The following is an 18,147-nucleotide window of genomic DNA, read 5'->3' on the forward strand; positions in this document are numbered from 1 at the left end:
TCCGCAGTCGGGGCGTGGCACGGTCGCCGAGGGCGACACGGCGGGCGCGGCACGGTCGCCGGTGGCTACCCGGCGACCGGCGCGACAAACGCCAGGGGATGGCAGGCTGGGGGCATGGACTCCCGCCCGCTGCTGATCGTCGACGGTGCCAACGTGGTCGGTTCCCGCCCGGACGGCTGGTGGCGGGACCGGGCCGGGGCGGCGGCCCGGTTGCGCGACGCGCTGGCGCCGCTGGCCGACCGGGGGCTGCCGCCGGAGCTGCCGCCGCCGGTGGAGGTGGTGCTGGTGGTGGAGGGCGCGGCGCGGGAGGTGCCCGCGGTGGCCGGGGTGCACACGGTGCCGGCGCCCGGTTCCGGGGACGACGCGATCGTCGCGCTGGTGCGCGACGCGCCCGACCGGCGCCGGTTGGTGGTCACCTCCGACCGGGAGCTGCGCGACCGGGTGGCGGCCCTCGGCGCGGAGCTGCACGGCCCGCGCTGGCTGCGCGAGCACACTCACCCCACCACCTGATCCGCCGGCCCGCCCCCGTGAGCAGGGAGTTCGCGCGGCGGTCGGACGGTCCCGTCGGCGGGACCGGAGGATCCCCTGGTGGGACCGGACGGTCCGGCGGCGGGCGCCTTCCCGCAGGTCACGGGGGTAACCGGACACCAGGGCGGGAACGGCGACAAGGGCGGATGTTCGCTACCCACGGGTATGCGTTGTAATGGACGTCTCCCCGCCCCCAGGAGGTCACCGTGGCGAGCGTCGCCGAGCTGAAGGCAGCCATCGAGGTCGCCCTCCAACAGATCGGTGACGGGCAGACAGCCGTGCAGGCGGCCGGCGAGAAGCTCTCCGAGGCGCAGCAGACCCTGGCCGGGGCGCTGGAGGGCAGCGGGCACGAGACGGTGGAGAACGCCCAGGCCTCGCTGACCCAGGCCGGCCAGGAGCTGGAGGAGTGCCTCGCCGCGACCCTCGTCGCGGTCGAGCAGGCGCAGCTCTACGTCTCGACGCTCTGAGCGGGCGGCCGTGTCCATCATCGAGGACGTCGGGGCGCAGGTGCGGGCCGCCGCCGAGGAGCTGCCGCTGGCGCCGCTGGCCCAGGCGCTGGAGAAGTTCGGCCAGGCCACCGAGCGGCTGCGCTGGGTCCGGCAGGAGTCGGCCAACCCGATGGGGGTGCCGGAGCTCTCCGCGGCCACCGAGCACGCCGAGGCCGCCGGACACGCGCTGCGGGTGGCCCAGGAGCAGCTGTCGGCGTACCTGGCCGCGATCGGGCTGGCCCCCGACGGCGCGCCCCCGGCGGCGCCGGCCCGCCGCGAGCCGAGGCACGACGCACCCCGCGCGGACGCCGCGCCGCCGACCGGTCCGGCACCCCGACCACCGGCGGACCCGACGGTCAAGCGCTGGTGGTCGGTGCGGGTGGCGGAGCTGACCGGAGGCAGGGAGGGCCCGCCGGACGAGCCGGACGAGCGGATCGCCGACTCGCGGGAGCTGCTGCGCCGGGTGGTCACCGGGGTCCGCTCCGGCGACCGCGACCGGCTGCACCGGGAGCTGCGCACGGCACACGCCGACGTGGGCCTCGGGCTGGCCGCGGTGGCCCCGCCGCTGCTGCGCGACCTGGCCGGGGAACTGCTCGGGCACCCGCCCCGCGCCGACGACCTGGGCCGGCTGCGGCGCGAGCTGGACGGCCGGGTCCGCGACCTGCTCCCCGGGCTGCCGCCGCCGGTGCTGGACACCCTGCTCACCCGGGTCTGCCGGATGCCCCCGCCCCGTGCCGGCGAGCAGCCGCACGCCGCCGACCCGGCGGTCACCGCCGGGGTGGTGACCGGGGTGCTGCTGGCCCGGCTCGGTCGGGACCTGCCCCGCGACGAGCCCGACGCCCGCCGGGCGCCGGCCGCCGCCGCGCCGGTCGCCGGGCACCGGCCCGACGGTGGGCACCGTGGCTGACCTGCGCAGCCAACTGGTCACGCGGGTACGGGGGACGCTCTCCGAGGCCCTCGGCGCGACGCGTACCCGGTTGGCCGGTGCCGAGACGGAGCTGACCGCCGCCCGCGAACGGCTGGTCCGGGTGCGGCGGGCCGCCGCGGCGGTGCCGCAGCGGGTCGGCGCGGAACGCGACCGCCGGCTGGCCGAGATCGACGACCGGCACGCGGCGCGGATCGCCGAGCTGGCCCGCCGGGCCGCCGCCGCCGCGCTGCGGGAGGCGCCGGGCGCGGCGTCCGCGTCGTGGACGGCCTGGCGGGCGGCGCCGGCCGGGCGCGGGGAGCCGATCGGTCCGGTACGCGTCGGCACGCTGCGCATCGCCGGCGCGGAACCGGTCCCGGCGCTGGTCCCGCTGCTGGACGCCGGCCACGTGCACCTGTCCGGCGGCGACCGGGACGGCGCGGACGCGGTGGTCAGCGCGCTGCTGCTGCGCGGGGTCGGTCGGGCCGACCCGGGCGCGGTGCGGCTGTCCGGCTACGACCCGGAGCACCTGGGCGGCGGGCTGGCCGGCTTCGCCCCGCTGGGCACCGCCGGGCTGCTCACCTTCGTCGGTCCGGGCGGGCTCGGCCGGCTGCTCGACGACCTGGTGGAGCAGATCCGCCGGATCAACGAGACGGTGCTGGCCGGCGAGTACGGCTCGCTGCGCGAGCTGGCCGCGGCGACCGGCCGCCGGCCGGAGCCGTGGCGGGTGGCGGTGCTGCTCGGCGGGGACGAGCTGTCCCGGCACGAACGCGGCCAGCTGGACCGGGTGGTCCGCACCGGGGCGGCCTGTGGGGTGCACCTGGTGGTGCGCGGCATCCCGCTGCCCGAGGACCCGACGGTCACCCGGATCGTCGCCGAGCCGGGCGACGCCCGCGTCGGCGCCCCGCCCGGCCTGCCGGTACGCCTCGACCCGCCGCCGCCCGCCGCGCTGGTCACCGAGACCTGCCGGGAGATCGCCTCCCGGGTCAACGCCGGCCCGCCGCCGACGCCCTTCACCGACCTGCTGCCCCCGCCGGAGCAGATGTGGAAGGAGGACTCGGCGCACGGGCTGACCGCGCCGATCGGCGAGGGCCCGCACGGGCGGCCGGTGCTGCTGACCCTGGGCGACTACCCGCCACACGCGCTGATCGGCGGCCCCTCCGGCACCGGCAAGACCAACCTGATCTTCGCCTGGATCGGCGCGCTCGCCGCCCGCTACTCCCCCGCCGAGCTGGAGTTCTATCTGCTCGACTTCAAGGAGGGAGTGTCCTTCGCCCGGTTCGCCCAGGGCCGGCGCGACCCGAGCTGGCTGCCGCACATGCGGCTGGTCGGCATCAACGTCAACACCGACCGGGAGTTCGGCCTGGCCCTGCTGCGGTTCCTCGCCGAGGAGCTGCGCCGGCGGGCCGACGCCGCCAAGAAGCACGAGGTCACCAAGCTGGCCGAGCTGCGGGCGGTGGACCCGACCGGGCACTGGCCGCGGATCGTCGCGGTGGTCGACGAGTTCCAGGCGCTGCTGGCCGGCCGGGACGTGGTGGCCCGGGAGGCCGCCGACCTGCTGGAGGACCTGGCCCGGCGGGGCCGGTCGCAGGGCATCCACCTGGTGCTCGCCTCGCAGGACGTGCGGGGCATCGAGGCGCTGTGGGGACGCCCCGCGCTGGTCGCCCAGTTCACCCTGCGGATCGCGCTGCCCAAGGCGCTGCGCATCCTGGCCGAACGCAACGACGCGGCACAGGCACTGCCCCGGCACCACGCGGTGGTCAACGCCGAGTCCGGGATGACCGAGGGCAACCAGCTGGCCCGGATCCCGTCGGCCAGCGACTGGGAGACCTGGAGCGAACTGCAGCACCGGCTGTGGCGGATGCGGCCGCAGGACGCCGCGCCGGCGCGGCTCTTCGACGGCGACGCCGTCCCCCGGCTGGTCGACGCGCCCGACTACCGCGCGCTGACCCCGCAGGGCGACACCCCGCCGCCCCGGGGGCCGGTCGCCCTGCTCGGCGAGATCATCGACGTGCAGGCCCGCTCGGCGGCGCTGCGGCTGCCCCGCGCCCCCGGGCGCAACCTGGCGGTGCTGGGCACCCGGGTGGACGAGGCGTGCGCGGTGCTCGACGCCGCTGCCCGGTCGCTGGCCCGCCAGCACCGGCCGGGTACCGCCCGGTTCTCCATCGCCTGCCTCGACCCGGACGCCGACCCGGCCGCCCGCGCCCTCTACGAGGACCTGGCCGACGACGCGGCCTGGTACGACGAGGAGACGGTGCCGGAGCTGATGGCCGAGACGGCCGAGGCCCTGGGCCGGCCGGGCACCCCGAGCACCCCCCACTACCTGCTGCTGTTCGCCGTGGACGCGGCGGCCGGGCGGCTGGCCGCGCCGGCCGGCGGGCGCAGCGGGCTGGAGCAGCTGCGCCGGATCCTGCACGACGGGCCGGAACGGCGTACGCACGTGCTGGCCTGGTGGCGCGGGATCGCCCGGATGCGGGTGGACCTCGGCGGCCCGGCAGCCCGCACCGACCAGATCGGGGCCTGGGTCGCTCTCGACGTGCAGGGGGCGGAGCTGGGTTCCTCGCTCTACCCGGGCACCGGCGGCCCGGACTGGTACCCCCGTCCGTGGCGCGGGCTCTTCTTCGACCGGGCGGTGCACCGCACCGGACAGGTGATCATCCCTTATGGTCCCTCCCGATGAACGAACCGGTCGCCAGTGACACGTACGCCGCCCACGTCCGCCGACTGGCCGAGCTGACCGGCCGGGTCCGGGCCCAGCGGGCCGAGGCGCAGGCCTGGCACGACCAGCAGTGTGCCGCCGCCGAACGGGCGGTGGCCGAGGCGACCGCCCAGCTACGCCGGGCCGAGGCCGAGGTGGTCGAGGCCCGGTCCATGGTGGAGCGGGTCGACGCCGAGGTCGGGCACCTCTGGGCGGAGCTGCGGGGCCGGCTGGGACTGGGCGGGCGGCGACTCGGCCCCGCGCCGGGGCCGGCCAGGGACGCCTCCGGTGATCCGGTGTCGTCGCTGCGCGCGGCGCGGGAGCTGCTGGACCGGGCCGGGCAGCCGGGTGAGCTGCCCGCGTCGGTGAACCCGCTGCTGGCGCTCTGCGGAGTCGCGGGAGCACTGCTCGCGTACGGCCTCGGGGCGGGCGCCCGTGCGCTCGGCCACCGCTACGGCGGTGACCTGGCGGTGGGGATGCCGGTGCTGGCCCTGGTCGTGACGCTGCTCGGACCGCTGGCCGGCCTGGCGCCGGCGAAGCGGCTGGCCGACCGGCGGCACGCCCTGCTGGGGCCGCGGCCGATGGCGATCGTGCTGGTCGCCGGGGTGGCGAGCACGGTGGCCCTGCTGGTGTCGACCCGCTGACCCCGGCGGTCCGGGCCGGCCCGGCGGGCCGCCCGGTCGGCTCGGTGGACCGGCCGAGGCGCAGCGGCTGTCAGGCGGGGACCGCGACGGCCTCGCGCAGCAGCCGGCGGGCCAGCACCAGCCGGTCGGCGTCGTCGTCCAGGCCGGGCAGGTCGCCCACCCGGGTGACGGTGCCGGTGAGCAGGGTGCGCACCGCCGGCTCGCAGGTACCGGGCAGGGTGATGGTCCGGTCGGGCAGCCGCAGCGCCACCCGGTGGTCGGCGGTGGTGGTGAGCTGCCAGCGCAACCCGGCCCGCGGGGCGATCCGGCTGTCGGCGTCGAGCGCGGCCAGCGCGGCGGCCTGGGCGAGGGGCCGGATCGGGGCCGGCCGCGCGGCGGGCCAGGCGCGCTGCCGCAGCCGGGCGGCGACCGCCGCCGGGTCGACGCGCAGCAGCCAGTCCCGCAGCGCCTCGACGGTCTCGGTCAGCTCGGGCTCGACGGCGTCGGGGTCGGCGACGTCGGTGCCGAAGGGCAGCCCGGCGCGCAGCCGGGGATCCTCGGCGGCCAGGGTGAGCAGTTCCTCGACCATGGCGTACCGGGTCAGCGCGCGGATGCCGACGGTCAGGTGCAGCGAGCTGGACTCCTGCGCCTGGGCGCTGTGCAGCCAACCGCGCGGCAGGTAGAGCGCGTCGCCGGGGGCGAGCACCACGTCCAGCGCGGCGGGCCCGTCGGCGGTGGCGGCGACCTCGTCGGCCCGCCCGCCCCAGGGCTGCTGCTCCAGCGGGTCGGGCAGCACCGGCGGGTGGATCCGCCAGTGCTTGCGGCCGTCGACCTGGAGCACGAAGACGTCGTGGGTGTCGTAGTGGGTGGCGAAACCCTGGCTGCCGGCCGGGGTCAGGTAGGCGTTGACCTGCAACGGCTGGGACAGCGCGGTGCCGAGGTCGCGGGCGAAGTCGACCAGGGCGGGCCAGGTGCGGTGCAGTCCCTGGAGCACCAGCGTGGCGCCGGAGGCGTACAGCTCCAGCACCTTCTCGTCGAGGACCTGGTCGGTGATCTCGGCGCCGGCGCCGCCGCCGCCGGTGTAGCGCGCCGCGGGCACGAGCTGGCCGTCCTTGGCCACCCGCAGGAACGGGGTACGCAGACCCCGGCGGCTGAGCAGCTCGTCGGCGTCGGCGGGGCTGAGCAGGTCGGTGAAACCGTCCGGGTTGGGCAGTTCGTCCGCGCGGGAGAGCAGCGGGGCGCGTCCCCAGTGGGCGGCGGCGAACTTCGCCGGTTCCACGCTGACGCAGCGCGCCAGGGCCTCGGCAGCGGACGAGACCGCCGGGCGGCCGTGGCCGCCCGGCGAGTCGATGATCGTCATGACGTCGTCAGCTGGCGCTGCCGTCGGCGCCGCCGTCCTGCTGGCCCGGGGTCGCGCCGCCGTCGGCCGGACCCTCGGCTCCACCGTCGGCGCCACCGTCCTGCTGGCCGGGGGTCGCACCACCGTCGGCCGGACCCTCGGCACCCCGGTCCGCGCCCTGGTCGGCGCCGCGCTCCGCACCGCGGTCCGCGCCGCCGTCGGCGCCGCCGTCCTGCTGCCCGGGAGTCGCGCCACCGTCGGCCGGGCCCTCGAGGCCGCCGCCGCTGGTGGTCTGCATGTCGTCGTCGTTGAGTGCCATGGGTGCTCCCTCGGGTGTGCCGCCCCGCCACCGGCGGGGTCCGTCGTGCAGCGGGTGGTACCCCACGCGCGATCTTCTCTAACCACACGGTAGACGGCGGGACCCGGCGAGCGGGACAGTTCGCCCGGCCCCGGCGGGACGCTCCGGCGCGCCGCGAACCGGGCGCGGCGGCGAACGCGGTGCCAGGATGGGGGGCACGATCCGTCCGGGCAGGGAGGTCACCATGGGGCAGCCGCAGCCCGCACCGCTGGCGCCGCTGGCCGAGGACTGGCAGCGCGCCCTGGCCGTGGTGGCCCACCCCGACGACCTGGAGTTCGGCGCGGCCGCCGCCGTCGCCCGGTGGACCGGGCAGGGCAAGGAGGTCGTCTACTGCCTGGTGACCAGCGGCGAGGCCGGGATCGACGGGACGACCCCGGAGCGGGCCCGGGTGGTGCGCGAGGAGGAACAGCGCGCCTCGGCCGCCGTGGTCGGGGTGACCACGGTGGAGTTCCTCGGCCAGCCCGACGGGCTGCTGGAGTACGGCGTGCCGCTGCGCCGGGCGATCGCCGAGGTGATCCGGCGGCACCGCCCCGACGTGGTGATCACCAACAACTTCCGCGACACCTGGGACGGGGCGTACGCGCTCAACCAGGCCGACCACATCGCGACCGGGCGGGCCGTGCTCGACGCGGCCCGTGACGCCGGCAACCGGTGGATCTTCCCGGAGCAGCTGATCGGCGGCGTGGCGCCGTGGAACCGGGTCCGGGAGGTGTGGGCCGCCGCCTCGCCGCTGTCCCGGCACGGGGTGGACGTCACCGCCACCTTCGACGCCGGGCTGGCCTCGCTGCGCGCGCACGACGCCTACCTGCGGGGCCTCGGCGACGGCGGGTTCGACCCGGCGGAGTTCCTGGAGGGCATCAGCCGCCCGGTCGGCACCCGGCTCGGCGTCCGCTACGGCGCCGCGTTCGAGATCTTCCCGCTGGGCCTGCACTAGGCGGACGCGATGATCCTGGTCGGCACCTCGGGATGGCAGTACCGCGACTGGCGGGAGCGCTTCTACCCACCGAAGCTGCCCCAGCGGCTCTGGCTGGAGCACTTCACCACCCGGTTCGCCACCGTCGAGGTGAACAACGCCTTCTACCGGCTGCCCGAACGGGACACCTTCGCCGCCTGGCGGGCGCGTACCCCGGACGACTTCTGTGTGGCGGTGAAGATGAGTCGCTACCTGACCCACATCAAGCGGCTGCGCGACCCGGCCGAGCCGGTCGCCCGGTTCCTGGGTCGGGCCACCGCGCTCGGCGACCGGCTCGGGCCGGTGCTGGTGCAGCTCCCACCGAACCTGCCCGCCGATCCGGAGGCGCTCGATACCACCCTGCGCCTCTTCCCCGACGAGGTGCGGGTGGCCGTGGAGCCCCGGCACCCGTCCTGGTGGACGCCGTCGGTGCGGCAGGTGCTGGAGCGCCGGCGGGCCGCGCTGGTCTGGGCGGACCGGCGGGGCCGGCCGGTGACCCCGCTGTGGCGCACCACGGACTTCGGCTACCTGCGGCTGCACGAGGGCCGCGCACAGCCGTGGCCGCGCTACGGCCGGGCCGCGCTCGCCTCCTGGGTACGCCGCCTCGCCGCGACCTTCGACGACGCCGAGCCGGTGTACGTCTACTTCAACAACGACCCGGGCGGGGCGGCCGTGGTCGACGCCGTCGCCTTCGCCGGGCTGGCCCGCCGGGCGGGGCGCTCGGTCAGCCGGACGGAGTGAAGCGGCCCGCCCCACCGGACGGGGGGCGGGCCGCTGGGCGATCCGGTTACGGCATCATCCGTTGCAGGTCACTGGGCATGTTGTCCTTCACGTCGTCCCACTGGCCCTGGGTCACGTGCCGGCTCAGGGCGTCCAGCACCACCTGCACCACGCGCTCGGTGCCGCCCTCGACGTCGTACGGAAAGTGCCGCCGGACCTCGAGAAGGAAGTCGTCCCGATTGAGCTTGATCGGCACGTCCATCGGCTTCCAGCCGTCGAAGTAGATTCCGCGGACCAGCACCGGCAACTGCGCGGCGAACTCCACGCTCTCCTGCACCGGCATCCGGTCGCGCAGCAGGTGCAGAACAGTGCGCAGCGCGCAGTAGGACTGGTTGCGTTGCTCCTTCGGCCAACCGTACGCCTGTTCGATGTCCTTGAGCATCAGGTTCGTCTTCTCCAAAGAGGATTCGAACGCCGATTGCAGCTGCTCAGCCATCTGTCCACCCCCGTGCGTCGTCTTCCCATCGTCGGTCGTCGGTGCGGCGCGGCGGCCCGCTCGGCCCCCGCCACAGCCGGGTCGGCCTGATCCGACCGGGTCGCTCGCGGGCGTTGCCGTCGGCCCTTCCGACCACGTGCAGCACCCCGCCACGTCGTCTGTCCGTCACGACGCGAACCGCCATGGGCCACCTCCGTCGCTGTCGGCCTCACGGTTCCGTCGGTCGACGGACCGCAGACACCGCCCATGCTGTTCGGCGATCGGGTGAGCCGGCGTCACCCCGCCCGGGTGAACTCCGGCGACCGTCAGCCGGCGGCGTCGAGCAGGCCGGCCAGGGTCGCGGCGTTGGTCTGGGCAAAATCGCGGTAACAATTGTTCATCAGTACGTGGGTCTGCCCGGCCGAGTCGGCCAGCTCGCGCAGCTTCGGCGCCCAGTCCCGCAACTCCCGGTCGGAGTAGTGGTAGCCGAACTTCTCGTGGATGTCCTTGCTGGTCCACTTGTCGCTGTGCCCGTGGAAGCGCACCACCGCGAGGTCCGCGGTGGCGGCCAGCACCGGGGGTACGGAGGAGCGGTGCCCCTGCGGCATGTCGACGCAGACGTACGGCAGCCGGTGCTTGCGCAGGAAGGCGATGGTCTCGTCGGCGTTGGCGCCGTCGAACCAGGAGGCGTGCCGGAACTCGAAGACCGGCCGCAGCGGGCGGCAACGCCGCTCCACCTCCAGCAGGTACTCCTTGTTCTCCCGCTTGATGGTGAACCAGGGCGGGAACTGGAACAGCACCGCGCCGAGCTTGCCGGCCGTCACCAGCGGGTCCAGCGCGGACAGGAACCGGGTCCACACCTCCTCGTACGCCTGCGCGGGCAGGTCGTCCGGGTACAGGTTCTTCTTCTCGGTCTCCGGGCGCAGGTCCTTGTAGAGCGCGGACACCTTTGTCGGGTGCCCGGTCAGCAGGCTGAACGCCTTGACGTTGAAGGTGAAGCCCGCCGGGGTGCGCTCGGCCCACAGCCGGGCGGTCCGTTCGGCCGGCGGCGAGTAGTAGGTGGCGTCCACCTCGACCAGCGGAAAGCGCCGGGCGTAGTACGCCAGGCGCTTCTCCGGGGTGTCCGCGGTCTGCGGATACCACCCCGACTCCAGCAGCGTCCGGTCGGTCCAGGACGCGGTGCCCACCTTGATGTCACCCATGGAAGGAGTCCACCGCGCCCGGACCTGACCGGCAACCGCGACGCCCGCCGCTCAGGCGACCCGCCGCTCCCGCGTCTGCTTGCAGGCCACACAGGAGGTGGCCGACGGGAAGATCTCCAGGCGCTCGACCGGGATCGGCGCCGAGCAGCCCTCGCAGAAGCCGTAGGTGCCCTCTTCCAGGCGGGTCAGCGCGTGCTCGAACTGGGCGCGACGGTCGAGGATCGTGCGCAGCAACGACTGCGCGGTGTCCCGTTCGGCGGTCTTGGTGCCGCTGTCGGCCTGGTCGTCGCCGGCGGTGTCGCCGACCTCCACCAGCCGCAGCACCTGGCTCTGCGCGACGGCCTGCTCGTACTCCGCGGACAGCTCGTCGTAGCGGGCCTGCAGGGAGAGTCGGATCTGGTCGATCTCCGCCTGGGATCGGCCCGTACCGACGGTGTCGTGGACGAGCATCGCTGCCTGCCTTTCGTGGGGCTCCGGCCGGCCGGGCCGGTCGCCCGGATACGGTCCGCACGGGCGAGATCACCCGTGCTCTGTGAGCCGGGCGAATACCCACCTCCGCAGTGGATCAAACCGACGAGTTTTTCCGACCTCCGTCGACCGGTTCGTCCGGCTCGGCCAGGGCCGGGTGCCGCGGGTCGTCGGCCCGGACCACCACGTCGGCGACGGAGGCCGGGTCGACCTCGTCGGCGTAGCGGGCGAAGGCGGGCAGGGTCCAGCGCAGCTCCGGGTCGGTGCGCCGGGCCAGGGCGGCCGGCGAGAGCGCCAGGTGCACCGCGACGTCGAAGGGCAGCCCGCCGCCGAGCAGCAGCGCCCCGCTGACCAGCAGCACCGCGCCGGGCGGCAGCGGGACGTACCCGGCCCGGCTGGCCCGGTCGGTCGCCGGGTCCCAGAGGGAGGGCAGCACCCGCCCCGAGCCACCCGGGCCGGCGGGGTCGAGCACCTCGCGACGCAGCCCGGCCTCGTCGGTCCAGCTCTCGTAGTACGCGTCCGGGTTGGTCCGGCCCTGCTCGAAGCGGATCGAGGCGGGCCGCAGGAAGTCCTCGGCGCGCACGTGCAGCACCGGGCGGCCGAGCGCGCGCAGCGGATCGACCAGCGCCTCGGCGAGGCGCTGCGGCGCGGCGGCCGGCGGGCCGTCGACGGCGACCCGCAGTCGGCCGGGCCGGTCGGTCGGGGCGTCGGGGCCCGCACCGGTCACGGCCGGGAGGCCGGGCTCGGGGGCGGCGGCGAGGAGCCGCTCGGTCAGCTCGGCGACGAGCCGCTCGGGCGAGATGGGTCGGACACGCATCCGACCATGGTGCCCCGGCCGGCCAGCCGGTGCGGTCGATGGTGACCCCGGCGGACGCCGGCGCGGTCGATGGTGACCCGGCGGACGCCGGTGCGGTCGATGGTGACCGGGTTGGTCAGCCGGTGCGGTCGATGGTGACCCGGGCGTCGTCGGCGAGCCGGTAGCCGACCCCGTAGACGGTGGTCACCAGGGGGACGTCCACGCCGACCTTGCCGCGCAGCCGGCGCACGTGCACGTCGACGGTGCGGACCCCGGCGTGCTCGTAGCCCCAGACCGCGTTGAGCAGCTGCAACCGGGTGAAGACCCGGCGCGGGTGGGCGACCAGGTGCAGCAGCAGGTCGAACTCCAGCCGGGTCAGCGGCAGTGGCTCGCCGTCGCGCAGCACGGACCGGGACGAGGCCAGGATGTGCAGGGCCGGGATGGTCGGCGCGAGCGACCGGGCCGGGGACCGGCCGCCGGGCAGCGGCTCGGGCCGCCGCTCGGCGGGGACACCGTTGGTGATGATGGTGCCCTCGCCGCGTTCCAACATCTCGCGGGCGGCCTCCAGCAGCCGCCGGGCCGGCGGGGTCAACGACTCCTCACACGCCAACGGGATGGACAGGGTCACGGTGAGCACGGGTGCGGCCGTGTTCGCCGGGCGGCGCTGGCCGCCGGGGGGACGACCAGGAACCGCAGGTTGGGACGTATGCCATCCGGCGCGCGACGAGGCGGGGCTGACCGACATGGTCCTCCTTGGCTGGTCCGGGTAAACCCACGGCCCGGGACGCCGCTTCATCGATGCTTCCCGGCCCCTGAGCGAGGGTCAAGGGGCGGCCACGTTGCATGAATGTGACAATTGACGAACACATCGCAGCCGAACCCTCGCTCTGCGTACGAGCCAGATGATTACAGCAGAGTCGCCGGGGCGGTCGAATACGGGGGGTACCCGCTCCGCTTCACATTGGCCGGTCCGGCCCGACGCACCACGGCGGACGGTGCCCCGGGCGTGCCGCGCCGGCGCCGGATCAGCGGAACCGGTCGACCCGGACCCGGGCCTCGTCGGCCAGCCGGTAGCCGACGCCGTACACGGTGGTCACCAGCGGGGTGTCCGCGCCGAGCTTGGCGCGCAACCGGCGCACGTGCACGTCCACGGTACGGGCCACCGCGTGCTCGTAGCCCCAGACGCTGCCGAGCAACTGGAGCCGGGTGAAGACCCGGTGCGGGTGCTCGGCGAGGAAGAGCAGCAGGTCGAACTCGATCCGGGTGAGCGGGATCTCCCGGTCGCCCTGCCGGACCACCCGGGATCCGGCCAGGATCCGCAGCGTGTCCGGGTGCTCGTCGGCGGGGGCCGGCGCGGGCACGGCCGTGACCGCCCGCACCGGCACCGGTTCGGCCAGCCGGACCACGCCCTCCCCCGCCTCGGCCAGCTCGCCGAGCAGGTCGACCAGGCGGGCCAGCCGGGGCGTCAGGGGCGCGGCGGCCAGATCGAGGGTGATGGTCAGCGTCGGGGCGGACCGGGGCCGGGGCGGTCCCGGCCGGTCGGAGCGGCCCGGCGGGTGCGGGCGTGAGGTGATGGCGACGACGGACATCGGTGCCTCCTGAGATGACGGGGTCGTCCGCCACGCCCGGTGGAGCGTGGCGGTCAGCGCGGCGCCCGGCCGGCGGTCACCGGGGGCGCGGTGGCCGGGGAACCGGCCGGCGGGGTCGGACCGAGCGCGGGCAGGCCGGCGATCCGCCAGGCGACGAAGCCGCCGACCACGTCGGTGGCCCGGTGCAGGCCGAGGTCCTGCAACGCGGCGGCGGCCAGCGAGGACGTGTAGCCCTCCTGACAGATCACGACGACCGGCAGGTCGTAGCCGACCGCCTGGGGCAGCCGGGCCGGGCAGCGCGGGTCGAGCCGCCACTCCAGCACGTTGCGCTCGATGGCCAGCGCGCCCGGCACGGTGCCGTGTGCGGCCCGCTGGGCGGCCGGCCGGATGTCGACCAGCAGGGCCCCGGCGCGGTACGCCAGGTGCGCCGCCTCCGGGTCGAGCCGGCGCAGCCGGGCGCGGGCGGCGGCCAGGATCTCGTCGATGCCCCGGGATCCCGGTGGTGGCACCGGCGGGCTGTCGGTACTCGGGTGGTGCTGCTGCGGCATCCTCGCGGTCCTTCCAGGAACGAGCCGGTGGGCGGGCGTGGGGGGGTCACCAGGCGACGCCGGCCTCGGCCACGTCGGCGACCCGCAGCCGACCGGCGTCGAGCCGGTAGCGGGTCATCCGGCGCAGCGCGGGCCGGTAGACGTGGACGCTGACCGCGGGCTGGTGGGCGTGGTTGGTCACCACGTGCACGTGCCGGGGGCCGAACCGTCGCCCGGCCCCGGCGGTCAGGCGGTGCGGGCGCAGCCGTGCACCGGACACCGTCTCCTCGGTGAGCTCACCGGCGACGACCAGGAAGGCGCCCGAGGAGCCGCCGTGGTCGTGCAGGTCGGTGCCCTGGCCGGGGAGCCAGCTCAGCGCCCAGACCTCGTGCGTGTCGGTGCCGGCGAGCCGGGCGTACCAGCGCTCGACCGGGTCGAAGCGCAGCGGCACCGGCCAGCGGGCCGGGTCGGCGTACGAGGCGGCGACGGCGAGCAGGTCGGTGTGCGGGTCGGTCATGGCGGTCTCCCGTGGCGATGCGTCCGGCCACCACTATAGGAGTCAAAGCCTATAGGTTTAGTAGGTAATACCGAATGCTGGGACGGCCACCGGAACCACCGGGGATCAGCGCGAGACCGGCGGGTCCACCCGGTAGCCCGGCACCGAGGGCCAGCGCACGGTCAGCACCACCGACGCCTGCTCGGCGTACCAGCAGTGGTCCACCCCACGGCCCCACACCACGTAGTCGCCCGGCGCGCCCAGCACCACCGTCCGGTCCGGGAACTCCACCCGGAACCGGCCGCTGATCAGAACCAGCAGCGCGATCCGCCGCTCCTGGGTGGCCCACCGCGAGCGGGCCTCCCCCGGCGGGTGCACGCCCCACTTCACCTCGACCTCGGCGCTGTGCCGCGGGTCGCCGGCGGGCATGAAGTGCCCGAGCAGCCAACCGGCGTTGGTGGCACCGTCCACCCCCGCGTTGCCGACGTACACGTCGTCCATGACCCTCCCGTCGTGGGCAGGCAAGCTACCAGCCCGCCGGCCGCGGCGGCCGACTAGCCTGGACGGGTGACCGACGACCCGGACGCCGAGACGTCGGCCTTCGCCCACCGGAGGTTCGACCTGGCCCGCGCCGGTCACGGCGACCCGTCGGCGCCGGAGACCGCCCGCTTCGTCGACCTGCCGGAGCTGCTCACCCTGCCCACCTCCCGCTGAGGCGACACCATGGACGATCCCGTACCGGAGCGGATGCGCACGGCGGCCGGCGCGCTGCTGGCCACGCTCGACGAGCCGGCCCGCGCGGCCGCCGGGCACGCCTTCGACGACGAGGGCCGGCGGTGGCTGGAGTACCGGCCCCGGCCCCGCCCCGGGGTGTGCCTGGCCGACCTGGACCGCGCCGGGCGCAAGGCGGCGCACCGGCTGCTGGCCACGGCGCTGAGCCCACCGGCGTACGCCCAGGCGATGACCGTGGTGGCGCTGGAGGAGGTGCTGGACCGGGCGGAGGAGTGGCGACGTGGCCGGCACAGCGGCGACTACTGGGTGGCGCTCTACGGCGACCCGGCCCGCGACGACCGCTGGGCGTGGCGGTTCGAGGGGCACCACCTGTCGGTGAGCATGACGGTGGTCGACGACGAGGTCTCCCCCGCCCCGCTCTTCCTCGGCGCCAACCCGGCCACCGTCCGGCACGCCGGGCGGCCCGTCTCCCGCCCGCTCGGCATCGAGGAGGACCTCGGCCGGGAGCTGCTGGAGGCGATCGGGCCGGCCGGGCGGGCCGCCGCGATCATCGCCGACGAGGCCCCGGCGGACATCGTGAGCGCCACCCGGCCGTCGGTCGACGGGCCGCTCACCCCGCTGGGCGTGCCCGGTGACCGGCTCGGTGTCACCGGCCGCGCCCTGCTCGACCAGCTGGTGGCGCTCTATTTGGACCGGCTCCCCGCCGAGCTGGCGGTCCGCGAGGCGGATCGCCTCGCCGGCGGCGAGCTGCACTTCGCCTGGGCCGGGTCGACCCGGCCGGGTGGGCGGCACTACTACCGGGTGCAGGGCGACGACCTGTTGATCGAGTACGACAACACCACCGAGGACGGCAACCACGCGCACACGGTGCTGCGCCGTCCGGCCGGCGAGTTCGGCGCCGACGTGCTCGCCGCCCACCACGCCCGCGCCCACTGACGCCGCTCAGGCCGGCCGGACCGCCTCGATCAGGAAGCGGCGGGCGTGGGCGACGAAGGCCCCCTCCGCGCGGATCCGCCGGTCCAGCGCGGCGAGCTGCGGCCGGTGCCGGTCCACGTCGAAGCCCGGCGCCGTCCAGACGACCTTGCGCAGGAACCAGACCACCGCGCCGACGTCGTGGAAGACCGCGCGCAGGGTGGCCTGTTCGAGGCGGACCACGGACAGGCCGGCGGCCCGGGCGGCGGCCACCGCCCGCTCCGGCTGCCGGCTGGTCGCCGGCGGCAGTGGGCCGAGGATCGCCTCGCTCAGCGCCCGCATCGTCCCCGGGCCGATCTGCTGGGACAGGTACGCCCCGCCGGGGCGCAGCACCCGGGCGATCTCGGCCCACCCGGTGGCGACCGGGTGCCGGCTGGTGACGAGGTCGAAGGAGGCATCCTGGAACGGCAGCCCGGACGCGGGGCCGACCTGGACGACGGTGGCGCCGACCCGGCGCAGCGTACGCCGGGCGACCGCCACGTTGGGCGGCCAGGCCTCGGTGGCGACCAGCAGCGGTGGCGGGGCCGGCGCCTCGGCCAGCACCTCTCCCCCGCCGGTGTCGATGTCCAGGGCGGCGGAGACCGCCGCCAGCCGGGCCGCCACCAGCCGGGCGTAGCCCCACGGCGGGCGTTCCTCGGTGGCCCGGCCGTCGAGCCAGGAGAAGTCCCAGCCGTGCACGGGCGCGGCCGCCGCCTCGGCGACCAGTTCGGCGAAGGCGCGCTCTGCCATCCGGCCACCCTGCCGGGCCCGAAGGGTGGCCGACAACCGGATTTCGCCGGCCCCGGTCGAACCCGGTCGGGGAGGTGGCGGCCTCCGCCCCGGAGGACACCGCCACGTCGCCGACATGGGCGGGCGGGCGGTCCGGGGCGAGCGGCGGGGCTGTCAGGCGCGGGGGCGGATGATCTCCACGGTGGCGCCGGCGGCCGGCACGCCGTCCAGGGCCTCGAAGCCGCTCGGCTCCCGGCGGCCGGCGTCGAACTGGCGCATCAGGCGGGCGCCCAGCCGGACCCCGACCGCGCCGACGGCCAGGGCGACCAGCTCGGTGATCACCAAAACCGCGGTCGCGCCGCGCTGCGGCGCGTCGGCCCGGATCAGGCAGGCCAGCAGGAACAGCGCGGCCATGCCGGCGTTGACCAGGTTGAAGGTGACCATGGTGCGGCGGGTCCGGCCGGCCCGGACGTCCCACAGGTCGACCATGCCGGCCACCCCGGCGAGCGCGGCGGCGACCAGGGCGGCGACCGCCGTCCAGTAGCCGACCTCGCCGAGGAAGGCCGGCCCGCCGGCCACGTCGGCGAGGTCGAAGAGGACCGCGCTGACGAAGAGCCCGAACGGGAACGTCACCAGCATCGGTTGGATCGGATGCCCCTGCACCCGTAGCCGGCTCTCCATCGGTTCCTCCCAGGTTTCGCGTCAGCTCACGAATCCAGGGTGCTACCCGGCGGCCAGTCCGGCGAAACGACGCGCTCAACCCTCCCGGGGACGCGACACCGTGGCGACCAGCCGCTCGGCGACCTCGCGCAGCGGGATGTCCAGCGAGGAGGCGGCGTTGCGCAGCACGTCGAGCGCCTCCGGCGCGGGGCACCCGCGCTGGGTCATGATCACCCCGACCGCCTGACCGACGACGCCCTTCTCCAGCAGCGATTCGTCCAGCTCCCCGGCCCGCTCGGCCTGCTTGACCCGGTCGCGGACGGCCGCCAGCAGCAGGCCGGCGTGCTCGGCGAGCAGCATCGCGGTGAGCTGGTGCCGGGTGGTGAAGGTGCCGGCGGAGTCGGTGTAGAGGTTGATCACCCCGATCGCCTGCTCGTCGACGTCGACCGGCGCGGAGATCACCCCGCGTACCCCGAGGCCCCGCGCCCGGGCCGTCCAGCCCGGCCAGCGGTCCTCGACGGCGAGGTCCTGGGCGACGGTCATCTCCCGGCGCCCGATGGCGCTCATCGCCGGCGACTCCGGGCCGTGCCGCAGGTCGTCCAGCTCCGCCAGGTCGGCGTCGGAGGCGGCCACCCCGGCGGGCTCCCCGGCGCGCAGCGCGGTGAAGCCGCACCAGGTCACGTCCGGTACGGCGTCCCGGGCGATCCGCACCAGCCGGGCCAGCGCCTCGTCGAAGTCGTCGGTTGCGATCAGGCCGGCGGTCAGCTCGCGCAGCAGGCCGGCCGTCTCCAGCACGCCGAGGGTGTCGATCATCGGCTCCCGCATGTCCAGGTTCACCGGCGCACGGCCCCCGCGCGCCGACCGATCCCGCCGACCGGCCCCATTGCCTGTCCCATCGTGTGATCTCCCCTG

At 75.9% G+C, this 18,147-nt stretch carries 23 protein-coding genes; 9 read left to right on the forward strand and 14 right to left on the reverse strand.

Features of this window, described 5'->3' with window-relative positions; all coding sequences use genetic code 11:
• Positions 1-114: 114 nt before the first annotated feature.
• From V6U89_RS19670 to V6U89_RS19690, 5 genes are all read left to right on the forward strand, one after another.
• Positions 115-510 carry a hypothetical protein gene (locus V6U89_RS19670; RefSeq protein ID WP_334572788.1) on the forward strand — a complete coding sequence of 132 codons (396 nt, stop codon included), beginning with the start codon at positions 115-117 and terminating at the stop codon, positions 508-510.
• A gap of 224 nt (positions 511-734) precedes the next feature.
• A complete protein-coding gene (locus tag V6U89_RS19675; RefSeq protein WP_334454418.1) occupies positions 735-995 on the forward strand; it encodes a hypothetical protein in 261 nt (86 codons plus the stop codon).
• Between the two features lie 10 nt (positions 996-1,005).
• Entirely contained in the window at positions 1,006-1,923 is a 918-nt protein-coding gene (locus tag V6U89_RS19680) for a hypothetical protein (protein ID WP_334572789.1), read from the forward strand.
• The gene (locus V6U89_RS19685; RefSeq protein ID WP_334572791.1) at positions 1,916-4,600 is read left to right on the forward strand and encodes an FtsK/SpoIIIE domain-containing protein; all 2,685 of its coding nucleotides are present in this window, start codon (positions 1,916-1,918) and stop codon (positions 4,598-4,600) included. Before V6U89_RS19680 ends, V6U89_RS19685 begins: the two co-directional genes overlap by 8 nt.
• Positions 4,597-5,262 carry a hypothetical protein gene (locus V6U89_RS19690; protein ID WP_334572793.1) on the forward strand — a complete coding sequence of 222 codons (666 nt, stop codon included), beginning with the start codon at positions 4,597-4,599 and terminating at the stop codon, positions 5,260-5,262. The genes V6U89_RS19685 and V6U89_RS19690 overlap by 4 nt, the downstream gene beginning before the upstream one ends.
• A gap of 70 nt (positions 5,263-5,332) precedes the next feature.
• Here the strand turns inward: V6U89_RS19690 and V6U89_RS19695 are convergent, their stop codons facing one another.
• Together V6U89_RS19695 and V6U89_RS19700 are read right to left on the reverse strand one after the other, a co-directional pair.
• Complete coding sequence (locus V6U89_RS19695; protein WP_334572794.1) at positions 5,333-6,601, reverse strand: cupin domain-containing protein; 1,269 nt, start codon at positions 6,599-6,601, stop codon at positions 5,333-5,335.
• A 7-nt stretch (positions 6,602-6,608) separates the two neighbouring features.
• Complete coding sequence (locus V6U89_RS19700) at positions 6,609-6,899, reverse strand: hypothetical protein (protein WP_334572795.1); 291 nt, start codon at positions 6,897-6,899, stop codon at positions 6,609-6,611.
• Between the two features lie 223 nt (positions 6,900-7,122).
• Here V6U89_RS19700 and V6U89_RS19705 point away from each other — a divergent pair, with 223 nt between their 5' ends.
• Complete coding sequence (locus tag V6U89_RS19705; protein WP_334572796.1) at positions 7,123-7,872, forward strand: PIG-L deacetylase family protein; 750 nt, start codon at positions 7,123-7,125, stop codon at positions 7,870-7,872.
• Between the two features lie 9 nt (positions 7,873-7,881).
• Positions 7,882-8,631 (forward strand): DUF72 domain-containing protein, encoded by a 750-nt coding sequence (locus tag V6U89_RS19710; protein WP_334572797.1) that lies wholly within the window; start codon positions 7,882-7,884, stop codon positions 8,629-8,631.
• Between the two features lie 46 nt (positions 8,632-8,677).
• On the opposite strand, the gene V6U89_RS19715 is transcribed toward V6U89_RS19710, so the two are convergent.
• From V6U89_RS19715 to V6U89_RS19755, 9 genes are all read right to left on the reverse strand, one after another.
• Positions 8,678-9,106: a DUF2267 domain-containing protein gene (locus V6U89_RS19715; RefSeq protein ID WP_334572799.1), complete on the reverse strand. Its 429-nt coding sequence runs from the start codon at positions 9,104-9,106 to the stop codon at positions 8,678-8,680.
• A gap of 305 nt (positions 9,107-9,411) precedes the next feature.
• A complete protein-coding gene (locus V6U89_RS19720; RefSeq protein ID WP_334572800.1) occupies positions 9,412-10,287 on the reverse strand; it encodes a DUF72 domain-containing protein in 876 nt (291 codons plus the stop codon).
• A gap of 51 nt (positions 10,288-10,338) precedes the next feature.
• The gene (locus tag V6U89_RS19725) at positions 10,339-10,737 is read right to left on the reverse strand and encodes a TraR/DksA family transcriptional regulator (protein ID WP_334572801.1); all 399 of its coding nucleotides are present in this window, start codon (positions 10,735-10,737) and stop codon (positions 10,339-10,341) included.
• Between the two features lie 115 nt (positions 10,738-10,852).
• Positions 10,853-11,572, reverse strand: a complete 720-nt coding sequence (locus tag V6U89_RS19730; protein WP_334572802.1) for a uridine kinase — start codon at positions 11,570-11,572, stop codon at positions 10,853-10,855.
• Between the two features lie 115 nt (positions 11,573-11,687).
• Positions 11,688-12,296: a winged helix-turn-helix domain-containing protein gene (locus tag V6U89_RS19735; RefSeq protein ID WP_210778335.1), complete on the reverse strand. Its 609-nt coding sequence runs from the start codon at positions 12,294-12,296 to the stop codon at positions 11,688-11,690.
• 280 nt (positions 12,297-12,576) lie between these two features.
• Positions 12,577-13,053, reverse strand: a complete 477-nt coding sequence (locus tag V6U89_RS19740) for a winged helix-turn-helix domain-containing protein (protein WP_246157875.1) — start codon at positions 13,051-13,053, stop codon at positions 12,577-12,579.
• A gap of 140 nt (positions 13,054-13,193) precedes the next feature.
• A complete protein-coding gene (locus V6U89_RS19745) occupies positions 13,194-13,688 on the reverse strand; it encodes a rhodanese-like domain-containing protein (protein WP_334572803.1) in 495 nt (164 codons plus the stop codon).
• A 46-nt stretch (positions 13,689-13,734) separates the two neighbouring features.
• Positions 13,735-14,184, reverse strand: a complete 450-nt coding sequence (locus tag V6U89_RS19750; protein WP_334572804.1) for a cysteine dioxygenase — start codon at positions 14,182-14,184, stop codon at positions 13,735-13,737.
• 105 nt (positions 14,185-14,289) lie between these two features.
• The gene (locus tag V6U89_RS19755; protein WP_334572805.1) at positions 14,290-14,664 is read right to left on the reverse strand and encodes a signal peptidase I; all 375 of its coding nucleotides are present in this window, start codon (positions 14,662-14,664) and stop codon (positions 14,290-14,292) included.
• Between the two features lie 66 nt (positions 14,665-14,730).
• On the opposite strand from V6U89_RS19755, the gene V6U89_RS19760 reads away from it, so the two are divergent.
• On the forward strand, positions 14,731-14,877 hold the full coding sequence (locus tag V6U89_RS19760) for a hypothetical protein (RefSeq protein ID WP_334572806.1): 147 nt from the start codon (positions 14,731-14,733) through the stop codon (positions 14,875-14,877).
• Positions 14,878-14,886: 9 nt separating this feature from the next.
• Positions 14,887-15,831, forward strand: coding sequence for a DUF3500 domain-containing protein (locus tag V6U89_RS19765; RefSeq protein ID WP_334572807.1), 945 nt, complete (start codon positions 14,887-14,889; stop codon positions 15,829-15,831).
• Positions 15,832-15,837: 6 nt separating this feature from the next.
• Here V6U89_RS19765 and V6U89_RS19770 read toward each other — a convergent pair whose 3' ends face one another.
• From V6U89_RS19770 to V6U89_RS19780, 3 genes are all read right to left on the reverse strand, one after another.
• Complete coding sequence (locus V6U89_RS19770) at positions 15,838-16,596, reverse strand: class I SAM-dependent methyltransferase (protein ID WP_334572809.1); 759 nt, start codon at positions 16,594-16,596, stop codon at positions 15,838-15,840.
• Positions 16,597-16,749: 153 nt separating this feature from the next.
• Positions 16,750-17,256, reverse strand: coding sequence for a DUF2231 domain-containing protein (locus tag V6U89_RS19775; RefSeq protein WP_334572811.1), 507 nt, complete (start codon positions 17,254-17,256; stop codon positions 16,750-16,752).
• A 75-nt stretch (positions 17,257-17,331) separates the two neighbouring features.
• Complete coding sequence (locus V6U89_RS19780; RefSeq protein ID WP_334572812.1) at positions 17,332-18,072, reverse strand: GAF and ANTAR domain-containing protein; 741 nt, start codon at positions 18,070-18,072, stop codon at positions 17,332-17,334.
• Between the last annotated feature and the right edge of the window lie 75 nt (positions 18,073-18,147).

It is taken from the genome of Micromonospora sp. CPCC 206171 (assembly GCF_036906755.1).
Taxonomy (GTDB): domain Bacteria; phylum Actinomycetota; class Actinomycetes; order Mycobacteriales; family Micromonosporaceae; genus Micromonospora; species Micromonospora purpureochromogenes.